At 64.9% G+C, this 14,889-nt stretch carries 17 protein-coding genes; 2 read left to right on the top strand and 15 right to left on the bottom strand.

What is annotated here, in order from left to right:
• Positions 1 to 174: 174 nt before the first annotated feature.
• A complete protein-coding gene (locus ACZ48C_RS02385; protein ID WP_464782073.1) occupies positions 175 to 2,220 on the top strand; it encodes an O-linked N-acetylglucosamine transferase, SPINDLY family protein in 2,046 nt (681 codons plus the stop codon).
• A complete protein-coding gene (locus tag ACZ48C_RS02380; RefSeq protein ID WP_464782072.1) occupies positions 2,217 to 3,374 on the top strand; it encodes a UDP-galactopyranose/dTDP-fucopyranose mutase family protein in 1,158 nt (385 codons plus the stop codon). The genes ACZ48C_RS02385 and ACZ48C_RS02380 overlap by 4 nt, the downstream gene beginning before the upstream one ends.
• Positions 3,375 to 3,431: 57 nt before the next feature.
• On the opposite strand, the gene ACZ48C_RS02375 is transcribed toward ACZ48C_RS02380, so the two are convergent.
• The 15 genes from ACZ48C_RS02375 to flgF all read right to left on the bottom strand — a co-directional run bounded on the left by ACZ48C_RS02375 (position 3,432) and on the right by flgF (position 14,888).
• On the bottom strand, positions 3,432 to 4,403 hold the full coding sequence (locus ACZ48C_RS02375) for a flagellin N-terminal helical domain-containing protein (RefSeq protein WP_464782071.1): 972 nt from the start codon (positions 4,401 to 4,403) through the stop codon (positions 3,432 to 3,434).
• Positions 4,404 to 4,657: 254 nt separating this feature from the next.
• On the bottom strand, positions 4,658 to 5,536 hold the full coding sequence (locus tag ACZ48C_RS02370; RefSeq protein ID WP_464782070.1) for a flagellin N-terminal helical domain-containing protein: 879 nt from the start codon (positions 5,534 to 5,536) through the stop codon (positions 4,658 to 4,660).
• A 291-nt stretch (positions 5,537 to 5,827) separates the two neighbouring features.
• Entirely contained in the window at positions 5,828 to 6,574 is a 747-nt protein-coding gene (gene fliP, locus ACZ48C_RS02365) for a flagellar type III secretion system pore protein FliP (protein ID WP_119257684.1), read from the bottom strand.
• Entirely contained in the window at positions 6,571 to 7,086 is a 516-nt protein-coding gene (locus ACZ48C_RS02360) for a flagellar basal body-associated FliL family protein (RefSeq protein ID WP_119257683.1), read from the bottom strand. Before ACZ48C_RS02360 ends, fliP begins: the two co-directional genes overlap by 4 nt.
• A gap of 35 nt (positions 7,087 to 7,121) precedes the next feature.
• Positions 7,122 to 7,832 (bottom strand): flagellar basal body L-ring protein FlgH, encoded by a 711-nt coding sequence (flgH, locus tag ACZ48C_RS02355; protein WP_119257682.1) that lies wholly within the window; start codon positions 7,830 to 7,832, stop codon positions 7,122 to 7,124.
• Complete coding sequence (locus ACZ48C_RS02350; protein WP_119257681.1) at positions 7,829 to 8,362, bottom strand: MotE family protein; 534 nt, start codon at positions 8,360 to 8,362, stop codon at positions 7,829 to 7,831. The genes flgH and ACZ48C_RS02350 overlap by 4 nt, the downstream gene beginning before the upstream one ends.
• Complete coding sequence (locus ACZ48C_RS02345) at positions 8,359 to 9,471, bottom strand: flagellar basal body P-ring protein FlgI (protein WP_162911447.1); 1,113 nt, start codon at positions 9,469 to 9,471, stop codon at positions 8,359 to 8,361. Before ACZ48C_RS02345 ends, ACZ48C_RS02350 begins: the two co-directional genes overlap by 4 nt.
• Positions 9,471 to 9,980 carry a flagellar basal body P-ring formation chaperone FlgA gene (gene flgA, locus ACZ48C_RS02340; protein WP_119257679.1) on the bottom strand — a complete coding sequence of 170 codons (510 nt, stop codon included), beginning with the start codon at positions 9,978 to 9,980 and terminating at the stop codon, positions 9,471 to 9,473. Before flgA ends, ACZ48C_RS02345 begins: the two co-directional genes overlap by 1 nt.
• Positions 9,981 to 10,000: 20 nt before the next feature.
• Positions 10,001 to 10,783, bottom strand: coding sequence for a flagellar basal-body rod protein FlgG (gene flgG / locus ACZ48C_RS02335; protein ID WP_119257678.1), 783 nt, complete (start codon positions 10,781 to 10,783; stop codon positions 10,001 to 10,003).
• Between the two features lie 9 nt (positions 10,784 to 10,792).
• Positions 10,793 to 11,125: a flagellar hook-basal body complex protein FliE gene (locus ACZ48C_RS02330; RefSeq protein WP_464782069.1), complete on the bottom strand. Its 333-nt coding sequence runs from the start codon at positions 11,123 to 11,125 to the stop codon at positions 10,793 to 10,795.
• Complete coding sequence (gene flgC / locus ACZ48C_RS02325; RefSeq protein WP_119257676.1) at positions 11,122 to 11,541, bottom strand: flagellar basal body rod protein FlgC; 420 nt, start codon at positions 11,539 to 11,541, stop codon at positions 11,122 to 11,124. The genes ACZ48C_RS02330 and flgC overlap by 4 nt, the downstream gene beginning before the upstream one ends.
• Before the next feature lie 3 nt (positions 11,542 to 11,544).
• The gene (gene flgB, locus ACZ48C_RS02320) at positions 11,545 to 11,925 is read right to left on the bottom strand and encodes a flagellar basal body rod protein FlgB (protein ID WP_119257777.1); all 381 of its coding nucleotides are present in this window, start codon (positions 11,923 to 11,925) and stop codon (positions 11,545 to 11,547) included.
• Between the two features lie 255 nt (positions 11,926 to 12,180).
• Complete coding sequence (locus ACZ48C_RS02315; RefSeq protein ID WP_424549410.1) at positions 12,181 to 12,747, bottom strand: flagellar protein; 567 nt, start codon at positions 12,745 to 12,747, stop codon at positions 12,181 to 12,183.
• On the bottom strand, positions 12,744 to 14,099 hold the full coding sequence (gene fliI / locus ACZ48C_RS02310) for a flagellar protein export ATPase FliI (RefSeq protein ID WP_464782763.1): 1,356 nt from the start codon (positions 14,097 to 14,099) through the stop codon (positions 12,744 to 12,746). The genes ACZ48C_RS02315 and fliI overlap by 4 nt, the downstream gene beginning before the upstream one ends.
• Before the next feature lie 63 nt (positions 14,100 to 14,162).
• Positions 14,163 to 14,888 carry a flagellar basal-body rod protein FlgF gene (flgF, locus tag ACZ48C_RS02305; protein ID WP_119257673.1) on the bottom strand — a complete coding sequence of 242 codons (726 nt, stop codon included), beginning with the start codon at positions 14,886 to 14,888 and terminating at the stop codon, positions 14,163 to 14,165.
• Position 14,889 lies beyond the last annotated feature (1 nt).

Raw genomic sequence — 14,889 nt, 5'->3', positions numbered from 1 at the left:
GTTAAGAAACCGGTAAGACAGATGGAGAAAGCCTGAATTTTTCATGGCCAGAATTTGCAGGCGTGGCCCTCCGCGGATACGACAGCCTTGGACAAGTCTGCCGCGCTATAGGGTAGACTTCGCCGAGATTTGTGTAATGCCCCCGGCCAGACGGCCCCTTGCCGCAGGATATCCATGACCGCCAGCCTTTCCACCGCCCCGGATCCGAACGCCCCCCTCCTCCAGCTCCTGCTGCGCGCACGCACGCAGCAGCTTTCGCTGGCGGAGCTGTTCCAGACGGCGGAGGTTCTTTCCGCAGCAGGACAGACGGCGGCTGCGATCGAGCTCTACAAGACGTGGATCGCCTTCAACGACGCCAACCCGCTGCTGCACCTTGCCTATTTCAACTATGCCGTCTCGCTTTCCAAGGCGGGCGACGTCGCCGCGACGCTCCATGCGCTGCGGGCGGCGATCCGGATCGAGCCGCTTTTCGGGCAGGCGCATATCAACCTGGGCCGGACGCTGGAGGATTGCGGGCTCACCGGCCAGGCCGTGCAGCAGTGGCGCACTTTCGTCGATGCGACGGCGGAGGTGAACCCCGACCGGATCAGCAACCGGCTGCTCAGCCTCCAGCATATCGGCCGCGTCCTGGAAGGCGCCGGCCATCTCGAAGAGGCGGAAGCCGCGCTCTGGCAGGCCATGGAACTGCAGCCGTCCCGCACGGAGGCCGCGCAGCACTGGATCTCCCTGCGGATGCATCAGTGCAAGTGGCCCGTCGTCGTGCCGTCACTGCATGTCGCGCCACGCCATTTCATGGATGCCATGTCCGCCATGTCGATCGCCTGCTATGCGGACGATCCCCTGTTCCAGATGGCCAAGGCCCACCGCTATTGCCGCCAGACCATCGGTCGGCCCGACGACCTCAGCGCCTTCGAGCGCAAGGCGGTGCGGCGCGAGACCGGCACCGGCGAGCGCCTGCGGGTCGGCTACGTCTCCTCGGACCTGCGCCAGCATGCCGTGGGCTTTGCGCTCAGCGAGGTCCTCGAACTGCACGACAAGGCGTCCGTCGAGATCTTCGCCTATTATTGCGGCGACCCCGCGCCGATCGATCCGACGCAGGCGCGCATCAGGCAGGCCGTCGATCACTGGCGCGACATCGCCGCGCTCAGCGACATCGAGGCCGCCCGAAAGATCGCCGCGGACGGGATCGACGTGCTCATCGACGTCAACGGCTACACGAAGCATGCCCGCACGAAGATCTTCGCCTACCGCCCTGCCCCGGTCATCGTGAATTTCTGCGGCTATCCCGGCACGATGGCGAGCCCCTACCATCAGTACATGATCGCCGACGACGTGATCGTGCCGCCGGAAAACGAACTTTATTATACGGAGAAGGTGCTGCGCATCGCCTGCAACCAGCCGGTGGACCGCAAGCGGGCCGTCAGCGAGCGCCCGGCCCGCGCAGACGCGGGCCTGCCCGACGACGCCTTCGTCTTCGCCAGCTTCAACGGCATGCAGAAGATCACCGCACCGTGCTTTGCCCGCTGGATGGCCATCCTGACCGCGACGCCGGGCAGCGTGCTCTGGCTGCTTTCCGGCGACGAGAGCGCCAATGAGCGCCTGCGCCGGCTGGCCGAGGAGGCGGGCGTCGCGAAGGAACGTCTCATCTTCGCGGGCAAGGCACAGAACCCCGATCATCTTGCGCGGATCGGCCTTGCCGATCTTTTCCTCGATACCTTCCCCTACGGCGCCCACTCGACGGCGGCCGACGCCATCACGCAGGGGCTTCCCGTGCTGACGATCGCCGGCAAGAGCTTCGCGTCGCGCTTCTGCGCCAGCATCGTGACGGCGGCCGGCATTCCCGAGCTCGTCTGCGGCGATCCGGACGACTATGTGCGCATGGCCATCGCCCTTGCGGAAAGCCCGGATCGCCTTGCCGCCGTGCGCGAATCGCTCGCGCAGCAGCGCGAGACCTGCGCCTTGCGCGACATGCCGGGCCTTGCCCGCCGACTGGAAGAACTCTTCTGGCAGATGCAGGGCGAGGCGGAGCGCGGCGAGACGCCCGTACCGGATCTTCGCAATCTCGACGTCTATTACGAGATCGGCGCGACGCTCGCGGCGCGCGGCATCGAATTCGAGGACGACACGGCCTATCGCGCGCGCTACCGGGAAGAGCTCATCGTCCTCGACGACTTCGCGCCGCTTGCCCCGGACGCCCGCCTCTGGCCTGCCGCTCCATGAAGGAAGGAGAGCGCATCCTCATCGTCGGCGCCGGACTTTCCGGCGCGGTGATCGGGCGCGCGCTCGCGCAGGAGGGCTGGCGCGTCGAGATCGTCGATTCGCGCGCCCATGTCGCCGGCAACTGCCACACGGAGCGGGATGCGGCGACGGGCGTGATGGTGCATGTCTACGGCCCGCACATCTTCCATACGGATGATGCGGAGGTCTGGGCCTATGTGAACGGCTTTGCGACCTTCCTGCCCTACAAGAACCGCGTGAAGACGACGAGCGGCGGGCAGGTCTATGCGCTTCCCGTCAACCTGCACACGATCAACCAGTTCTTCGGCAAGTGCTTCCGGCCGGACGAAGCCCGCGCCTTCATCGACGCTCTGGCGGACCGCACCATCGCCGATCCGCAGACCTTCGAGGAGCAGGCCCTCCGCTTCGTCGGCCGCGACCTCTACGAGGCGTTCTTCAAGGGCTACACGCAGAAGCAGTGGGGCTGCGCTCCGGCCGAGCTGCCCGCCTCGATCCTGAAGCGCCTGCCGGTTCGCTTCAACTACGAGGACAACTATTTCTTCCACCGGTACCAGGGCATGCCGGAGCACGGCTATACCGCGATGGTCGAACGTATCCTCGACCATCCGAACATCGCGGTGAGGCTCGAAACGGATTTCCGCCGGAACGCGCGAGACGGCTTCGCGCATGTCTTCCATTCCGGCCCGCTCGACGGCTATTTCGACAATGACCTCGGGCGGCTCGGCTACCGGACGCTCGATTTCGAGCGCTTCACCCATGACGGCGACTACCAGGGCTGCGCGGTGATGAACTACGGCGATCTTTCCGTGCCCTATACGCGGATCACCGAGCACAAGCATTTCTCGCCCTGGGAGGAGCATGAAGGCTCGGTCTGCTACCGTGAATTCTCACGGACCTGCGAACCCGGCGACATTCCCTACTATCCGGTGCGCCTCGTGAAGGAGAAGGCGCAGCTTGCCGACTATGTGCGGCTGGCGGAACGGGAGGAAGGCGTCACCTTCGTCGGGCGGCTCGGTACCTATCGCTATCTCGACATGGACGTGACGATCCGCGAGGCACTGGATACGGCACGGCTTTTCATGGAGCGGCGGGCGGCAGGGACAGCGATGCCGGCCTTTCTCAAATCGCCGCTCTGACATGCGAAAAGGCCCCGGTAAACCGGGGCCTTTCCATATCTGCCTTGCGGCTTGCGATTAACGGAAGAGCTGGAGAATGCCTTCTGCCGAGGAGTTGGCGATCGAGAGCGACTGGATGCCGAGCTGCTGCTGGGTCTGCAGTGCCTTGAGGCGGGTCGATTCCTCGTTCATGTCGGCGTCGACAAGGCGGCCTACGCCCGAGTCGATGGCGTCGGTCAGCTTGTTGGCGAAATCGACCTGCAGGTCGATGCGCATGGAGATCGAACCGAGCTGCGAAGCGGCCTTCGTCATCAGTTGGATCGCGGCTTCCGTCAGGTTCAGGGCCTCGGCCATGTCGCTGTCGGAGAAGTTGGTGATGTCCAGGGTCACGACGCTGTCGGAAATCGTGTAGGTGTTGCCCGTTGCGTCGATGTCATCGCCTGCGGTGCCGAGAATGCCGCCTGCGCTGTTCTTGTGATCGTCCGTGTCGACCGAGCCGAACAGGACGTTCTGGCCGTCGGTGGCAAGTTCGTCCAGGGTGTAGGTCGTGGTGTTGACCTTGACCGTGCCGCTGGCGTCGCGGATGAAGCCCGAAACAATGGTCTTGTCGGCGACGTTGTCGGCGCCCGTGTCCGTGCTGTCATAGACGAGCCAGTTCTGGCCGTTGAAGGACGCGCCGGAGGCGATCGAGACAAGCTGCTGCTGCAGCTGGGTGATTTCTTCCTGGACCTTGGCCTTGTCGACGCCCTGCTCGGTGGCGGCGGTGACCTTGGCCTTGATTTCCTTCACGACGTCGATGGCCGCGTTCATGCCGGCATAGGCCGTGTCGATCTTCGCAGCGCCGAGGCCGAGGGCGTCCTGCACGGCGGAAAGGGCGAGGTTGTCGGAGCGCATGGTCGTGGCAATGGCCCAGTAGGCTGCATTGTCCTTGGCTTCGCCGACGCGCATGCCGGAGGAAACGCGGGCCTGCGTGGTTTCCATGTCGTTGCCGATAGAGCGCAGCGTCTGGAGAGCGGACATTGCCGCAACGTTGGTCAGAATGCTCGTCATAGTATAGGTGCCCCTTGAATGGCTGACTGAGAAAGGGACATTCCGGGTTCGCCGGGCGACGGTGGTCAGCATCATGCCTGCTAACCGGTTAAGTTTCTTGGTTAACCCACCGTTTCGATGGCCTAAGAAAACCGCAATAAAGTTAAGGAAATCTTTCCCGGGAAATAAAAATGCAAAAAGCCGCCCCCGTTGCCGGGAGCGGCCTTTGTCGAGGCAGGCGCGGGTCAGCCTCCGCGCCCTCCTCCATCCGTCGATTAACGGAACAGCGAGAGGATGTTCTGCGAGTTGGAATTCGCGATCGACAGCGACTGGATGGCGAGCTGCTGCTGGGTCTGCAGCGCCTTCAGGCGGGTCGATTCCTCGTTCATGTCGGCGTCGACGAGGCGGCCTACGCCCTTGTCGATGGCGTCGGAAAGCTTCTGGGCGAAGTCTTCCTGCAGGCTGATGCGCTTGGAGAGCGAGCCGAGGGTCGAGCCGACCGTCTGCATGCTCGTCAGAGCCGTTTCGACGTTATCGAGGAAAGTGGCCACATCTGCGCCGGTGCCGCTGAGGTCGATTGCCAGAACGTCCTTGAGGATGCCCGAGCTCGCGTCGACTTCACCCGTGGTGGCGTTATAGGCGCCGAAGAGCGAGTTGGTGCTTGCATCGTAGGATGCCGTCGTGACCTTGACCGTGCCATCGCTGGAGCGAACGAAGCCGGTGACGACCGTGGCGTCGCTGGCGCCGCCGGCGAGCCAATTTTCGCCGTTGAACGTCGCGCTGGCGCCGATGCTCTTGAGCTGATCCTGAAGCTGCGTGATTTCTTCCTGGACCTTCGCCTTGTCGACGCCCTGTTCGGTGGCGGTGACGAGCTTGGCCTTGATTTCCTTTACCACGTCGATGGCAGCTTCGACGCCGCCGTAGGCAACGTCAACCTTTGCCGCGCCGAGGCCCATTGCGTCCTGCACGGCGGAAAGGGCGGCGTTGTCCGAACGCATGGTGGTCGCGATGGACCAGTAGGCGGCGTTGTCCTTGGCTGCGCCGACGCGCATGCCCGTGGAAATGCGGTCCTGCGTGGTTTCCATGCCGTTGTTGATGGAGCGCAGGGTCTGCAGGGCGGACATTGCAGACGCGTTGGTGAGAATGCTCGACATTCTAGTTGTCCCTTTGAACGAAATACTGATGGGGACATACCGGACTGATTACTTACCGGTTACGGCGGTTCGGCATCATGCCAACTCGGTTTCTTCAGCGTGTGAAGGGATACCAAACCCGTCGTGTTGAGCCAAAACTCGCAGCCAATCCTTGCCAACTTCTTAAATCGGAAGGTCGCATCCGAGAGGTCGGAGAACAGGGTGAACGGGGGGTAAAACGCTATGGTTAAAGAGATATTCAGCGCGCGCCGCTTCGGGAAAAACGCGCACGCGCGTCTTCCCGGCCGGCGTTCAGTTGAACGAGCGCACGAGACTGCCGACGAGGAGATTCCAGCCGTCGATGAGCACGAAGAACAGGATCTTGAAGGGCAGCGATATCGAGGTCGGCGGCAGCATCATCATGCCCATGGCCATGGTGATGGTGGCGACGATCAGGTCGATGACGAGGAAGGGCAGAACGACGAGGAAGCCGATCTCGAAGCCGCGGCGGATTTCCGAGATCATGAAGGCCGGAATGACAACGCGCAGGTCCGCGACATTGTTCTCGACGACCTTCTGCCCGCGCTCCTCGGCGAGCGAAATGAAGAGCTCGATATCCTTGTCGCGGGTATTGGCGACCATGAAGTCGCGGAAGGGCTCGGCGATCCGCTTGGTGGCCTCGGCCTCGTCGATCTGGTTGGCCATCAGCGGCTGGACGCCGTTCTGCCAGGCCCGGTCGAAGGTCGGCGCCATGACGTAGAAGGTCATGAAGAGCGCCAGCGACACGAGGATCATGTTCGACGGCGTGGTGGAAAGCCCCATGCCGGAGCGAAGAATGGAGAAGGCGATGACGAAGCGCGGAAAGCTCGTCACCATGATCAGGATGCCGGGCGCGACGGAAAGGACCGTCAGCAGCCCGAAGGTGCGGATGATCCAGCCGGCGACCGAGCCATCGACGGGTGCGTTGAGAAGGCCGCCCGGCAGCTGCAGCTGCTGCTGGGCGTAGGCCATACCGGTCATCGCCATCATGGCGACGAAGGTCAGAAGGGCTCGAATCATTCGATCACAAAGGTCCGGAACATGACGTTGGTTACGCGCCCTTCCGACCTGAGGTCAACCCGCTCCTCAAGGTCTTCCCTGAGATATTGAAAGCCGCGCGGGCCCTGCACCTGCTGGAGCGAGACCGTGCGCATATAGGCCATGATGTCCTGGTGGATTTCCTCGGCCAGCTTGACGTCCGGCGCCCCCTTGAACATCAGCGCGACCTCGAGGCGAACGCGATTGTCGGACGGATAGGCGAGATTGCTGGTGATCGGATCGAGCAGCACGATACCGTTGGCCTCGGTGGAGATATGGGCGAGTTCCTGCCCCTTCTCTCCCGCGGCGCCGTGCTCGCCGCCGGCGGGTGCCGCGGCCTTCGCCTCCTCGACCGGCTTTTCGGCCGGGGGCGGGGCGAGCATGTTGCCGACGAACCAGCCGCCGCCGGCGGCAAGCAGCGTCAGGACGGCGATGGCCGCGATGGTGATGACGAGCGACGGCTTCTTCTTCCCGCCCTCTTCTTCGTCCGCCATTGTCTTCTTCCCGTGTTGCGAGGATGCCGAGATCGTCAGATCGGCGAGAACAGGTCGATGGCCTGCTGACCCCATGGCGGCTGCTGCACTTCGGTCAGGCGGCCGCGGCCGCCGTAGGAGATGCGCGCTTCCGCGATGCGCTCGTAGGCGATCATGTTGTTGGCGTCGACATCCTGCGGCCGCACGATGCCGGCCACATTGAGGATGCGCAGCTCATGATTGACGCGCACTTCCTGCGAGCCGCTGATGAGCAGGTTGCCGTTCTCGATGACGCCGGTGACGACCGCCGCGACGAGCAGGTTCAGCTTCTCCGAACGCTCCGTCGAGCCGTCGCCCTTGGTGCTGGTCGAGGACCCGAAGGCCAGGTCGCCCTTGGCATCGACGCTGCTGTCGGCGGTCGAGCCGCTGAGGCCGAAATTGATGCCGCTCTTGTTGGTGCGCGAGCGGTCGGTTTTGTTGTCGAACGTCGCCTTGTCGTTGACGCGGATGTTGACCGTCAGGATGTCGCCGACCTTGAAGGCGCGGGAATCCTTGAAGAGCGCCGATTGCTGGTCGCTCCAGATCGAATAGCCGGAAACCGCCGTGCGCGGCTGCTTCGGATAGGCCGCCATCTGCGGCGTCTCGGCATAGTTGAGGCCGCTGCCGATGGGGCTCATCGCCGGGGCCTTGCCGATCTCGTTGATCGCCTGGCTGGAGCAGCCCGACAGGGCCAGCGCCACGGAGAGTGCGAAGGCGGTCTTCTTCATGACGGGTCCTTTGACGTATTCGGATCGCTGGCCGCAGTGAGGATGCGGGTCAGCGCCGCGGCCTTGTCGGCCGGCATTTCTCCGAGGATCGTGCTCGACTGGCGCGGCGCCAGCTTCATGACGATGGCGGAGGCGATTTCCGGATCGAGCTCGGCGAGCTGGGCGGCGGCCGCGTCCGGTTTCATCTTCTTGTAGATCTCGACGAGGCCGCCCTCGGCGGTCTTCAGGAAATCGTTGCGGCGTTTCAGCCAGTCCTCGTATTCGGCGCGGCGGGCTTCCAGCGTCTTGATGCGCTCGTCGACGTCCTTCTGCAGGTTTTCCAGTTCCTGCTTCTGGAGGAGATAGCGCTGGTCGCGCGCCGCGTCCGCGATATTGGTGCAGAACTCGCGGATCTCGTCGGCGCTTGCATTGGTCGTCGTGATGACGGGGCGATCCTCGGCGAAGGCACCGGGAATGGCCATCATGACGAAGCCGGCGACGGGGAGCGCGAGCCTGCGGGCGATCGTGGAAAGGGTCATGCCTGTTCTCATTGCAGCACCAGTTCCGCCTGGAGGGCACCGGCCGTCTTGATGCTCTGCAGGATGGAGATGATGCCATCCGGCTTCACGCCGATGCTGTTGAGACCCGAGACCAGCGAACGCAGGCTGGAGCCGTCGAGCATGGCGACGTTGCCGCCTTCCTGCTGGACGAGGATGTCCGTGCTCGGCTGGACCGCCGTCACGCCCTTGGAGAAGGGCTCGGGCTGGATCACCTGCGGCATCTCGTTGACCTGCACGGTCAGCGAGCCGTAGCTGACGGCGACGGGCGAGATGCGCACGTCCTGGCCGATGACGATCGTGCCCGTGCGCTCGTTGATCACGACGCGCGCCGGCGCGTCCGTCTCGATGACGAGGTTCTCGATATCGGCCATCAGACGGGCGAGGTCCGCCATCTTCGGCTTGGAGACGTAGACGGACTGGGAATCGCGCGATTCGGCGATCGGCGAGCCGTATTGGGCGGCCGCATAGCGGTTGATCGCGTCCGCCATGCCGACGGCGGTCGAGAAGTCCGGATTGCGCAGCTGGAGGACGAGGTCGGACGCATCCTTGAAGCGCGAGGGCAGCTCGCGCTCGATGATAGCGCCGTTCGGCACGCGGCCGGCGGTCGTCACGCCCTGCTGGACGCTCGCGGCATCGCCGCTGGCATTGATGCCGGTGACGACGATCGAGCCCTGCGCGACCGCGTAGATCTGGCCGTCCGCGCCGGAAAGCGAGGTCATGACCAGCGTGCCGCCGCGCAGCGAGGTGGCGTCGCCGAGCGAGCCGACGGTCACGTCGATACGGCTGCCGGGGCTGGCGAAGGGTGGAAGGTTGGCGGTGACGAGCACGGCCGCGATGTTCTTGGCGCGCGTCTGCGTGCCGACCATCGAGATGCCGAGATTCTGCAGCATGGCGCGGACCGACTGCTCGGTGAAGGGCGAGGAGCGCATGCTGTCGCCCGTGCCCTGGAGGCCGACGACAAGGCCGTAGCCGATGAGCTGGTTCTCGCGGCCGGCCTGCAGCGAGGCGACGTCCTTGATGCGGGCGGCCGGCAGGGCCGGACCCGTCGCCAGCAGGAAGCAGGCGAGAAAGACGACCGCGCGGGAAAGGAAGGACTGCATCATTTCGCCACCACATGTACGGTCCCGTCCGCCATGACGGTGCCGGAAACGATGACCCCGGAATCCTTGTTGCGGACCCGGATGAGTTCGCCGACGGCCGCATCCTGCAGCGGCGTGCCGGCAGCGCGCAGCACCATCGAACGGCTTTCGAAGACGAGCTGGACGGTGGTGCCGCGGGAAACCGCGAAAGGCTCGCGCAGCGCCGAGGTGAGGATGACCCGGCCGGGCAGCAGCGTGCGCCTCGTCACCATTCCGTTGACGGCCGCGATGGTTTCCGCAAAGCCGTTGACGATGTTCGGATTGGTGACCTCGACCTCTTCGAGCTGGCCTGCATCCAGTTCCTCGCCGGGGTAGATGATGCGCTTGGGCACGACGGCCGTGCGCGTATCGGCAAGGGCCGCATCGGCGACGAGAAGGCCGAGCAGCACCGCCGGCGCGGCAAGGGCCGCGCGCCGGAGGGCCGAAAGGGTCTTTCCCGTACGAAGAGCTGCTATCAGGCGAAACATCATGTTCCCCGCATGTCCGGTTGCTATCTCAGGTTCTTGCTGACCACCGCCGCCATTTCGTCCGCTGCCTGGATGATCTTGGAGTTCATTTCGTAGGCGCGCTGGGCGGAGATCAGGTCGGTGATTTCCTTGACCGGATCGACGTTGGACGCTTCGAGGTAGTTCTGCTGGATATAGGCGAAGCCCGCTTCGTCCGGCGCGCCGACCGTGGCCGGGCCGGAGGCGGCGGTTTCACGGAAGAGGTTCTCGCCGAGCGGCTCGAGGCCGGCTTCGTTGACGAAATTCGCCAGCGTGATCTGACCGAGATCCTGCTGCTGGCCGGCGACGGTCGCGAAGACCTGGCCGGACTTGGTGACGTTCACTTCCGTCGCGTCCTGCGGCACCGTGATGCCGGGGACGACCGTGTAGCCGTCGAGCGTGACGAGCTGACCGTCGGCATTGGTGTTGAAGGCGCCGGCGCGGGTATAGAGCGTGGAGCCGTCCGGCGCCTCGATCTGGAACCAGCCGCGGCCGATCAGCGCGAGGTCGAAGGAGTTGCCGGTGGACACGAGCCCGCCCTGGAGGTGCAGGTTGCGCACGGCGGCGGTCTTCACGCCGAGGCCGATGATCGCGCCTTCCGGCACGACCGCCTGGTTGGCGCGGTTCGGCACGCCGGCGGCGCGCTCGGTCTGGTAGAGCAGGTCGGAGAACTCGGCGCGGGCGCGCTTGAAGCCCGTCGTGTTGATGTTCGCGATGTTGTTCGCGATCACTTCGAGATTGGTCTGCTGCGCGTTCATGCCGGTCGCGGCGATGGCAAGGGCTTTCATGTCCGGTCCTCAGATCTGCATTCTTGCGACTTCGAGATAGGCGGTGACGACCTTGTCGCGGATGGCGATGGCGGTCTGCAGCGTCTGCTCGGCGTTCATTACGGCGTCGACCACTTCGCGGGTCGAGGCCTTGCCCTGGATGGCTTCGAAGGATTTGGTCTCGCCGAGCTTCAGCGTGTTCGCCATCTCGCCGGCCATGTCGCCCATCACCTGGGCGAAGGACATCTGGGTGCCCGTTCCCTGCGCGGCCGCAGCGGAAACGCTGCCGGAACTCCCCATCTCGACGCCGGTCGCGGCGTTGCCGGACAGGAGGGAATTGATGCTCTTTACGCTTTCGATCATTGCGAGGCCCTCAGGAGGTCGATCGTCGCGCTGATCAGGTCGCGCGACTGCTTGATGCTCTGGAGGTTCGCCTCGTAAGAGCGGTTGGCTTCACGCATGTCGGCCATCTCGACGATGACGTTGACATTCGGCATCTTGACGTAGCCCTTCTCGTCGGCCGCCGGGTTGCCCGGATCGTATTCGCTGGAGAAGTCGGTCTCGTCAAAGCCGAGGCGCGAGACTTCGACGAGCGAGGCGTTGGTCGCGCGGTCGAGCTCGGCGGCGAAGGTCACGGTCTTGCGGCGGAAGGGATCGGCGCCGGGCGTATCGCCCGTCGAACGGGCGTTGGCGAGGTTCTCCGAAACGATGCGGATACGGGTGGACTGCGCCTCGAGTCCCGAGGCTGCGACTTTCAGGGAAGCTACGAGCGGATCCATTTCTTACCTTTTTACTGTCATCAGCATCATGCGATGAAAGGCCTTGACGAGGCCGGCATTCAACTCGAACTCACGCTTGACCTGGCCCTCTTTCATGAGTTCCTCGGCAAGGCCGACGGTGTTGCCGGACTCCTGCACGCCGATCTCCTCGGTGGGCTTCGTCTCGATGACGCGGCTGGCCATTTCGGTTTCGGTGAAGTGGCCGGGCTGCGTCGCCGCCATGCGAATGCCCGTCGTCTCGAGCACCGACTGGAAGGGGGTCACGTCCTTCGCCTTGAACCCGGGGGTGTTGGCGTTGGCGATGTTGCCTGCAACCACGCTCTGGCGGACGGCGAGCCATTCGGCCTGTTTCGTTGCCAGTTCAAACAGTTGTATCGGTTGCATGACAAGCTCCATCCTTGTTCGAGGCGAACCTACGGAGCCAATCTTGCGTCAGACTTGCTGTGCGGCGGTTTCCCGCCAACCACCTGATTTCGTGGGAGAATAAATATCGCGAAGGAGGGAACCCTCCCTCTGCCCGCCGGCCTCTCCCTGCGAGGCAGAGAAAGTCACAGGCTTGCCCACCGTTCGAAATCGAATGTGTAAGGGTGCGGCCCCTCCCCTTGTGGGGAGGGATTGGGAAGGAGGCTTCCCCCGCGCTCAGTTGCGCTTGATGACTTCGCCGTTCGAGGTCACGATGACCCAGGCGCCTTCGCGCTGTTCCAGCGTGGCAAGGCGGCTGTTGTCCGGCAGGATCGAGCCGACGCGCACGATATACATGCCACGGGCGTCCTCGATGAGCGCCCGGCCGTTCGCCACATGCATCAGGCGGAAGCCGGAGCTGACCGGCAGCGGCTGGTTAAGACCGGTTTCCACCGGGACGCCGAGCTTCTTCTCCGCGCCGAGGCTGGAGGTGGTGGCTGTCGCGACCGGGTCGAGGCTTGCAGGCGCCGGATCCTTGTCTTCATCGACCATGGCGGCGGGCGAAACGCTCACCACCTGCTTGCCTGCCATTTCCGGCAGGTTGCGCGTCGTGCCCTTCCAGAGGGTCGGGACCGAGAACTTTTCCGGGTTGAGGAAAACGTACCACGGGAAGAAGGCCGCGCCCGCCGCCAGCATCACGCCGGTGCCCATGAGCAGCTTGTCCCCGAAGCTGTAGCCCCGCGCCCGCCCCGGCCGCCGCAGCGGCTGGATGGTTTCGTCCGCGTCGAAATCGGTCACTGTCATCCCCTTCGCATGGCCGGCGCACCGCCCTGCCCGGCCGCATTCTTCAGCGCGATCGCGAGATCGGCGAAGGCGTCGCCGGCGGGCCTTTCGCCCGGCGTCTGTTTCAGAACCTCGTAGATGATCGGCACCTGCTTGATCGCCATGTCGAGATCGGGATCGCCGCCGGGGCGATAACCGCCGATGAGGCGGAGGTCCCGCGTTTCCTCGAAGCGGTGGATGAGTGCCTTCAGCCGCGAGACCAGCTTTTCCTGATCCGGCTTCCACGCCTTGCGGGCAAGACGCGAGATGGAGGCGAGCGGGTTGATCGGCGGATAGCGCCCCTCCTCGGCAAGGCTGCGCTCCAGCACGATATGGCCGTCGAGGATGCCGCGCGTCGAGTCGGCGATCGGGTCGTTGTGATTGTCGCCGTCGACGAGGATCGAGATGATCGCCGTGATCGTGCCGGTGCCTTCCGCGCCGGGCCCCGCGCGCTCCAGAAGACGCGGCAGCTCGGTGAAGACGGAGGCAGGATAGCCGCGCGCGATGGGCGGCTCGCCGGAGGCGGTCGCCACCTCGCGGATCGCATGGGCAAAGCGCGTCACGCTGTCGATGATCAGCAGCACATTGTCGCCCTGGTCGCGATAGTGCTCGGCAATGGTGACCGCCGTCAGCGGCGCCATCTTGCGCAGCATCGGGCTCTCGTCGCTGGTCGCGACGACCGCGACGGACTTGGCGAGATTATCGCCGAGCGTATCCTCGATGAATTCGCGCACTTCGCGGCCGCGCTCGCCGACCAGCGCGATCACCACCTTGTCGAAGGCGTCGGCCCTTGCCAGCATCGACAGCAGGGTCGACTTGCCGACACCGGAGCCGGCGAAGATGCCGAGGCGCTGGCCAAGGCAGAGCGGCGCGAAGATGTCGATGGCGCGCACGCCCGTATGGAAGCCCTTCTCGACACGCTTGCGCGTCATCGAAGGCGGCGCGGAATTGGAGATCGAGCGGCGCACGTCGCCCTGCACCAGCGGCCCGAGCCCATCGATGGGCTCGCCCAGCGCGTTGATCGTGCGGCCGCACCAGGACGAGGCCGGCGCGACGCGGAAGGCGCCCTTGCGGATGACCGTGTCGTGGATGCCGATCGGCTCGCCCGGCTCGATGGGGCAGACGACGACCGTTTCCGGTTCGACGCGCACCACCTCGCCGAGATGAACGCCCGTGGCGCTCTTGTGCGCAACGAACTCGCCGAGGCGCACATGGCGCGACAGGCCGCCGACCGTGTAGTTGCCGGCCGCGATGGTCTGCACATGGCCGCCATGGGCGACCGAGAATTCCGGCGTGGAATAGCGCCGCACGAGCCCCGCCAGCGCATTCATCATGCGCCCGCCCTCGGGCGTGCCTGCCGCTTTTCCGCCCTGTCCTTCCCCAGCGCCCGTCATCGCTTACTTGCTTCCGCCGAGGGTGCGGACCGCTTCGCTCATCGAATCCTCGCTGCTGCGCGTCAGCGCGGCGATGTTCTCGAAGGCGCGCGTGACCTGGATGAGCTGCGTCATCTCGGCGATGGCGTTGACGTTCGATTCCTCGACATAGCCCTGCGCCACGCCCGCATCGACGCGGTCGGTCACCGGCTGCGGCGGGATGGTGGTGATGATGCCGCTGTTGCCGGCACGCACGAAGCCGCCGGAAAGGTCCGCCTCGAAGATGCCGAGCGCGGCGACCGGCCGTCCGTTCTGGTTGAGCTGGCCGTCGGCGCTGAGCGTGATGGAGCCGGCATTCGCATCGATCTGGATCGGGCCACCGCCCGGATCGAGCACCGGATAGCCGTTCAGCGTGACGAGGTCGCCGGCATCCGTCAGGGTGAAGCGGCCATCGCGGGTGAGCGTCGGGCCGGAGGGCGTCTCGACCTGGAACCAGGCTTCGCCGCGGATCGCGAAATCGAGCGGGCCGCTGGTCTGCGTCAGGCCGCCGTTGCGGGTCGACAGGAATTCATCGCCCTGCGAGACGAAGGCGACGTCGGCGTTCTTCTGGTCGCTGACGACTTGGTTGAACTTGACCTCCGTCGCGCGGAAGCCGACCGTGGTCGAGTTCGCGACGTTGTCGGCAAGGGTGGCCATGCGGCGGTCGAGCGCGATCTGGGACGAAAGCGATACATAGAGCCCGGTCTGCATC

This window comes from Shinella sp. 1A1, assembly GCF_055379515.1.
This window is presented reverse-complemented; position numbering and strand designations above follow the sequence as displayed.